7 protein-coding genes are annotated in these 6,917 nt (G+C 62.6%); 1 reads left to right on the forward strand and 6 read right to left on the reverse strand.

The features are described 5' to 3' along the window. Positions 1-25 precede the first annotated feature (25 nt). Positions 26-1,291 carry a HAMP domain-containing sensor histidine kinase gene (locus DIC66_RS19905; RefSeq protein ID WP_117179926.1) on the forward strand — a complete coding sequence of 422 codons (1,266 nt, stop codon included), beginning with the start codon at positions 26-28 and terminating at the stop codon, positions 1,289-1,291. Between the two features lie 91 nt (positions 1,292-1,382). Here DIC66_RS19905 and DIC66_RS19910 read toward each other — a convergent pair whose 3' ends face one another. The 6 genes from DIC66_RS19910 to DIC66_RS22975 all read right to left on the reverse strand — a co-directional run bounded on the left by DIC66_RS19910 (position 1,383) and on the right by DIC66_RS22975 (position 6,712). Beyond that, the gene (locus tag DIC66_RS19910) at positions 1,383-2,636 is read right to left on the reverse strand and encodes an ROK family transcriptional regulator (RefSeq protein WP_117179927.1); all 1,254 of its coding nucleotides are present in this window, start codon (positions 2,634-2,636) and stop codon (positions 1,383-1,385) included. Beyond that, on the reverse strand, positions 2,633-3,085 hold the full coding sequence (locus DIC66_RS19915; protein ID WP_117179928.1) for an RbsD/FucU family protein: 453 nt from the start codon (positions 3,083-3,085) through the stop codon (positions 2,633-2,635). The genes DIC66_RS19910 and DIC66_RS19915 overlap by 4 nt, the downstream gene beginning before the upstream one ends. Before the next feature lie 15 nt (positions 3,086-3,100). Beyond that, a complete protein-coding gene (locus DIC66_RS19920; RefSeq protein ID WP_117179929.1) occupies positions 3,101-3,892 on the reverse strand; it encodes an ATP-binding cassette domain-containing protein in 792 nt (263 codons plus the stop codon). Further along, positions 3,892-4,851: an ABC transporter permease gene (locus tag DIC66_RS19925; protein WP_117179930.1), complete on the reverse strand. Its 960-nt coding sequence runs from the start codon at positions 4,849-4,851 to the stop codon at positions 3,892-3,894. The genes DIC66_RS19920 and DIC66_RS19925 overlap by 1 nt, the downstream gene beginning before the upstream one ends. 126 nt (positions 4,852-4,977) lie before the next feature. Further along, positions 4,978-5,970 (reverse strand): substrate-binding domain-containing protein, encoded by a 993-nt coding sequence (locus tag DIC66_RS19930; protein ID WP_117179931.1) that lies wholly within the window; start codon positions 5,968-5,970, stop codon positions 4,978-4,980. Positions 5,971-6,364: 394 nt separating this feature from the next. Continuing rightward, a complete protein-coding gene (locus tag DIC66_RS22975; protein ID WP_147321365.1) occupies positions 6,365-6,712 on the reverse strand; it encodes a hypothetical protein in 348 nt (115 codons plus the stop codon). Positions 6,713-6,917 lie beyond the last annotated feature (205 nt).

Below are 6,917 nucleotides of genomic sequence, written 5' to 3' on the forward strand. Positions count from 1 at the left end.
CTGTGCGCAGCACCCTGGCCTGACCATGAGCCTCTTGTTCCACCGGCTGTATGTCCGCATCTGGCTGGCCGTGGTGCTGGCGGTGGCGGTGCTGACACTGCTGGTGGGCTATGCCTGGCGCATGACGGCCGAGCCGCCCCTGCGCGAGGTGGTGGTGCGCAATGCCATCGGTGACGTTATCGGCAGCGGACAGGCCCGCCTGGGCCGCGGGCCTGAGGGCAAGGGCTGGCGCCCCAACCGGGCACCCGCCGATACCGGCGGCCCCGGCGGCCCCGGCGAATCCAACGCCGAGGAAGACCAGGAGGCACTGCGCGGCAAATACGGCTACGGCCCGGAGTTCCTGGTGCGCATGAACGACGGCCAGACCATGCACCTGCATCTGCCCCGCCCGCCTGCCGCCACTTGGCGTGCGCCGTTTGGTTTTGTCTGGACGCTGGGCCTGGTGGCCGTAGCCGTGGCCCTGGCCATCTATCCCATCGTGCGCCGCCTGACACGCAGGCTGGAGACCCTGCAGCGCAGTGTGGAACGCTGGGGTGATGGCGACCTGAGCGTGCGCATGCCCATTGGCGGTCAGGACGAGGTGGGCTTTCTGGCCACGCGCTTCAACAAGGCAGCCGAACAGATAGAAACCCTGGTGAAGACCCGTGAGGCCTTGCTGACGTCGCAAAAGTCGCTGCTGGCCAATGCCTCGCACGAACTGCGCTCACCGCTGACCCGCATCCGCATGGGCCTGGAGCTGATGGGCAACAACACCAGCCTCACGGCCCGGCAAGAGATCTCGCGCAATATTGGCGAGCTCGACCAGCTGATTGACGAGATCCTGCTGGCCAGCCGGCTCGACGCACGGGAGGCCGACCTGGGCACCGTGGAACTGGTCGATCTGGTGGGACTGTCCGCCGAGGAATGCGCACGTACCCAGGCCACGCTGGATGTGGAGACCCCCTCGGTCGTGGTGCCCGGTGTGGCCAAGCTGTTGCGCCGCGCGGTGCGTAACCTGCTGGAAAACGCCAGGCGCTATGCATCGGGAGAAGTCACCCTGGCCATCCGCAGCGCGGACGGCTTTGCCACCATCGCGGTCAGTGACCACGGCCCCGGCGTGCCCGAGGCCTTGCAGGAACGCATTTTTGAGCCGTTTTACCGGCTGCCTGGCGCCTCCGAACGCGAGGGCGGGGTTGGCCTGGGCCTGGCGCTGGTGAAGTCCATTGCACAGCGCCACGGTGGCAGCGTGCAGTGCCGCAACCGGCCCGAAGGCGGCGCCTGCTTTGAAGTAAGTTTGCCGCTGCATAGTTAGCGCCTGGTTCCGCCGCCGGGCCGCCCCAAGGCGAAACGCGGCCCCCTAGGGGGGCAGGGCGCCACACGCAGTGGGCAACCGTGGGGGCCTGCTAACTGGCTTTAAGGAAGATGTCGCGGTCCGGTGCAAAGTTTTCGTGCAGGGGCAGGAGGGCCCCGCCCAGCGCGCGCGCATCGGAGCCAATGCTGCCTGCCACGAGGGTGGCGGGCCACAGGCCCTCCCAGTCATAGGTAGCCAGGGCCGCCTCGGTATGGTCAATCAACCGCGTCAGCATGGCCCGTGAGAAGGAACCATCGATGACGACCGCATCAATGTCCAGAAATGCCGTGCCACTGACCACACACTGCGCCAGCGCCAGCGCGGCGCTGGCGATCCAGGCGCTGGTGTGCACCTCAAAAGGTGCCTGCATGGCGCGTGCGTCGTAGGCGGCAGTAGGGTCCAGGCCCTGTGCCTTGAAGCGCTGCTCGAGCTCCCACAAGGAGGCGTGGGCAATCAGTTGCTCAGGCATGCCGCGTCCGCTGGAGACCTGCAGCGGCAGAGAGGCCACGGCGCCGGCATTGCCATGCACGCCGCTGTGCAGGTGCGAATTGATGACCAGGCCGCCACCGACAAAGGTGTCCACGAACAGGTACAGGAAACTCTTGAGGTCGCGCCCGCGCCCGGCCACCAGCTCGGCCACGCAGGCCGCAGCCGTGTCGCGTGCAAAACGCACTGGTGCCTCGGTAAAGGATTGCACCTGGGCTGAGAGGTCAATGTGGTTCCACTCATCCGACACGCTGGGCGGCAGGCCCAGCATCTTGTGCCAGCCACCCAGGTTGAAGGGCGCGGCCAGGCCCACGCCCACCAGACGCGGCGCCAACGCCCCCAGGTCTTCATGAATCGCCACCATGTGTTGCTGGATGGCGGGCAAAAGGGTTTGTGCCTCCGGGAAGGTATAGGGCATGGATTCACGCCTGCGCACCGCGCCAGTGAAGTCCACCAGCAGAAGGTCGGCACTGCGCCGGCCGATCTTGATGCCCAGGGCGAAAGCCCCATCCGGATTCAGCGCCATGGGTACCGAGGGCTGGCCTATGCGGCCGCGCAGCGGCTCATGGCGGATCAGCAGGCCATCTTCTTCCAGCCGGGAGGTAATCAGGCCAATGGTTTGGGCGGTGAGGCCGGTCAGCCGTGCCAGTTCGGCTTTGGGCAGACTGCCGTTGAGGCGAATGGCATGCAGCACCACGCGCTCGTTGAACTGGCGCATACCCACGTGGTTGGAGCCGCGTGGACGCAACACCGGTGGCGCACCCAGACGACCACCGGACTGCGCAATGGGTGTGTCGACTGGTGTGGCTTCAAGGCTCATGGGCGCAGAGTGTCTCCTATAACGCCCTTGCGCAGCAAAAAGTTTCCGAACGGCTGCAACTCGCCGGTCAGCACAATGGCAAAAGCGGACTTGGTGCGCTCGTAAAATGCGAAGCGCTCGATCGCTTCGGCCGACTGCCCGGCGAGGAAGGCGGGTTCCAGGTCGGCCAGCACTTCGCGCTGCAGGGCCGAGCGGTAGCTGCCCGCTTGCCCGCTGACCTGCATATAGCCCACCGGATGCACCTCATCGGCCACCAGCGGGAGCAGCGAGGTCACGGCCTTGACGGCACGCGCCATGCCGATCCCGGGCAGGCGGATGATGGGCTTGCCACCGGCGTAGCGCACTGCGGTGAAGTTGGCATCGGCCAGGACGATGGCGTCGTCGTGGCCCATTTCCATCAGCACCTTGAGCAACTCCGGTGTCAATACCGGGTCGATTCCCTTGAGCATGTTGTCGTCCTCTGTCTAATGTGCCAGCGCTTCTTCGGGCAGGTCACTGACGGATTTTGCACCCGTCATGACCGCCACAGTGTCGCTCATGCTGATTTTCTTGGGGTCCACCACGGCCGCGCGCTTGCCCAGGCGGGCAATGTGGATGCGGTCGGCCACCTCAAAGACGTGCGGCATATTGTGCGAAATCAGCACCACGGGCAGGCCCTTGTCGCGCACCCGGCGAATCAGCTCCAGCACCATATTGCCCTCTTTCACACCCAGCGCGGCGGTGGGCTCGTCCATGATGACCACGTGCTGCGCAAAGGCCGCCGCACGGCCCACAGCCACGCACTGGCGCTGTCCGCCGGAGAGCGTTTCCACCGCCTGCGTCATGGAGCGGATGCCGACCTTGAGGTCGTTCATGCGGGAAATGCTTTCCTCGAGCATCTTCTTCTTGTCGATGAAGCCCAGCAGGCCCAACAGGCCCGAGCGGCGCAGTTCGCGGCCCAGGAACAGGTTCTCGGCAATAGTCATGGCCGGGGCCACGGCCAGGTCCTGGTAGACGGTTTCAATGCCGGCATGGCGCGCGTCCAGCGGGCTCTTGAAGTGGATCACTTTGCCGTCGAGCTGGATCTCGCCTTCGTCGGGGATCGTTGCACCTGAGAGGCACTTGATCAGCGAAGACTTGCCCGCGCCGTTGTCACCAATCACAGCCAGGATTTCGCCTGCACGCAGTTCGAAGTCGGCACCATCGAGCGCCGTGACCTGGCCGTAGCGTTTGATCAGGCCTTTGGCCTGCATGACGATTTGGGGTTGAGCAGACATTAACGGCCTCCTTTGCGGGACATTTGGTCAGTGGCCACGGCCAGGATCACCAGGATACCGGTGACCAGAATTTGGTAGACGGAGGACACACCCATGAGCGTCAGTCCGTTGCGGAACACGCCCACAATCAGCGCACCCACCAGTGTGCCCAGGATGATGCCTCGGCCACCAAACAGGCTGGTGCCGCCCAACACCACGGCGGTGATGGCGTCCAGGTTTTCGGTTTGGCCGCCATTGGGGTCACCGGCACCGGTACGCGCCACGGTGAGCATGGAGGCAATGCCGTAAAACACACCGGCCAGCACGTACACGCCGAGCAGCACCTTGTCGGTGGAGATACCGGCCAGGCGGGTGGCTTCGGGGCTGTTGCCCACGGCGTAGACGTGGCGTCCCTGTGCGGTGTCGCGTAGCCAGACCCACATAGCAACGTACAGCGCCAGCATCAGCACCACACCGTAGGCCACGCGGGCGCCGCCGAAGTCAAAGGTGTCGCCCAACAGGCTCATGCCGTCAGGAATGTTGGTGACGGTTTGTGCCTTGGAATAGAGCTGGGTGCAGGCAAAGGCGATGTTCAGCGTGCCCAGGGTCACGATGAAGGGCGGCAGCTTGACGCGGGTGACCAGCAGGCCATTGAGCAGGCCGAACAGGGTGGTGGCGGCAATGCCACAGAGGATGGCCACCGGCGCAGACAGCCCGTAGTCGGCAGCGAATTTGGTCATCACGATGGAGCCCAGGGCCATGACCATGCCGCAGGACAGGTCGATACCTGCGGTCAGGATGATCAGGGTCTGGCCGATGGCAATGGTTCCCACCACCATGACTTGTTGCAGGATCAGGGAGAAGTTCTTCAGCGTGAGGAAGTTCTCATGCTGGAAGGAGAAAAAGGCGCAGGCCAGTACCAGAGCGATGGCCGGACCTAAAGTTCCCATGGGCGGGAGTTTGGCTTTGAGCGTGTTCATGGGATGAGCGTGGGGGGTTTAGGGGTAGGAAAGCCCTGCGCTGCAGGGCTTTCGGGGACGGGCCTGCAGTGTGCGGGCCCGGACTCAGACCGGGGGCTCGTGCACCCCGTGGTCTGTCAATACCAATCAGTCACCCCAGCACTGGCCACGGGCGGTCTTGGTGTCGATGCTCTTGACGCCGGCCATGGGCTTGGAGGCCACCAAATCCACACCGGTGTCGGTGTAGCCGGACTGGCGCTTGCCGTCCTTGGCGTACTGCAGGCCAGCGGCCACGCCCATGGCGGCCATCTTCAGGGGGTACTGCATGCTGGTGGCGGCGATCACGCCTTTTTCCACATTGCCCACACCGTTGCTGCACATGCCGTCAACGCCCAGGATGACCACGTCTTTTTCCTTGCCAGCGGCCTTCAGCGCCTTGTAGGCACCAGCGGCTGCGGGTTCGTTGATGGCGTACACCACGTTGATCTTGTCGTTCTTTTGCAGGCAGTTTTCCATGCCGGTCTGGCCCTTGGCGGCGTCGCCAAAGCTGTCGGCCATGCAAACCACTTCAGCGGGCTGGGCCAGCTCGTTGCTCTTGGCGTCCAGGGTCTTCAGGCCGTAACCAGCCAGGAAGCCGTTGTGACGCTGTGCGCCCACGGGGTGACCAGGGAACAGGTCCATGGTGGCGATCACAGGAGCCTTGCCCTTGAGAGCGGCCTTGGCGTAAGCACCGATGAGTTCACCGGCCTTGTAGTTGTTGGTGGCGAACAGGGCGTCAGCGCCTTCCACCGGGCTGTCCAGGGCGATGACTTGCACGCCTTGGGCCTGGATCTTCTTGATGGTGGGGATGATGGCGTCGCCGGAGGACGTGATCAGGATGGTCTTGGCGCCAGCGGCAACCATGTTTTCCATGGCGCTGATCTGGCCTGCGGTGTCACCGTCTTGCTTGCCAGCGGCGCTGAGCAGCTTGGCGCCGCCCTTCTTGGCAGCGGCTTCCGCGCCTTCCTTCATCTTCACGAAGAAGGGGTTGCTTTCGGTCTTGGTGATCAGGCCGATGACGGTTTCAGCGGCGAAGGCGGATGTTGCTGCGGAGGCGGCAAAGGCGATGGCTGTGAGGGCCAGGGTGGTGGATTTTTTCATGGTCAGTCTCCTCGAATGGAATGGTCAGTGGATCGTCAGTTATCAGGGTTTCTGCCCTGGGTTTGGTACGCCGTGGCTCTTAGCGTGGCTGGACTATATGCGTTTTGGACTTATTAAATCAAGTTACTTTAGTAATGGAAAACCCCTAGTCAGTACAAAAAAGTACGGATTTCTGCGTCCACTACCCGGTGTTGAGCAGGATGAAGCTTTGAAATCCATCTGTTTTTGGGAAGCCAGGTCGACCGGACCCAGCCGTGCAGGCAGCACTAGAACGTCCGCTGCGGTACAAATAAATGCCATAAATTGGCCTGATTCATACAAATATGGCCAAAAAATATCATTTTTACTAAATTAATAGGGGTTCCACCAATAAATTCACCCGAATGGGGGATGTTCAAACCTGCGGTCGCCCCATAAAGTTCACCCAACTGCTGTCACAGTGCGAAAAACCAGAAGATCTGCCAAGCAAAAGGCGGACTTCACTAAGAAATCCAACGACGTCCCTTAGGGGACTTTTAAAGCCACCGCAAGGTGGCTTTTTTTTGCCTTCGCAGTCGCCAATCAAGAATGCTTCGGTGGATATTGCCCAAAACCCTTTTTTCGGTCGACAAGCGCGAGGGGAGATGCTTGGGGGATAGGCCAAATCCGCATGGGCCACCTGAAAAATCTCGGCATCGCGCCGCGTTTGTTTGTCTTCGTCGCCGTAAGTGCCATCCTGATGCTGGTGCTTGCGCGGATCCATCGGACCGTCTTGGACAACTTGGCCGAACGGCAGGACCCGCGCGTCCCCAGAACGAATTCTGCAACCCGGAGCAGCGCGTGAATCGCCCCGGGTTTTGAGGAGGCTCCAACATTTGAGAAGATGGAGCCATGAGAAAGTCAACGAAGTTTTCCCCCGAAGTCCGCGAACGTGCAGTGCGCATGGTGCAGGAGCACCGTGGCGAATA

The sequence above is a fragment of the Rhodoferax lacus genome (genome assembly GCF_003415675.1).
Taxonomy (GTDB): Bacteria; Pseudomonadota; Gammaproteobacteria; order Burkholderiales; family Burkholderiaceae_C; genus Allorhodoferax; species Allorhodoferax lacus.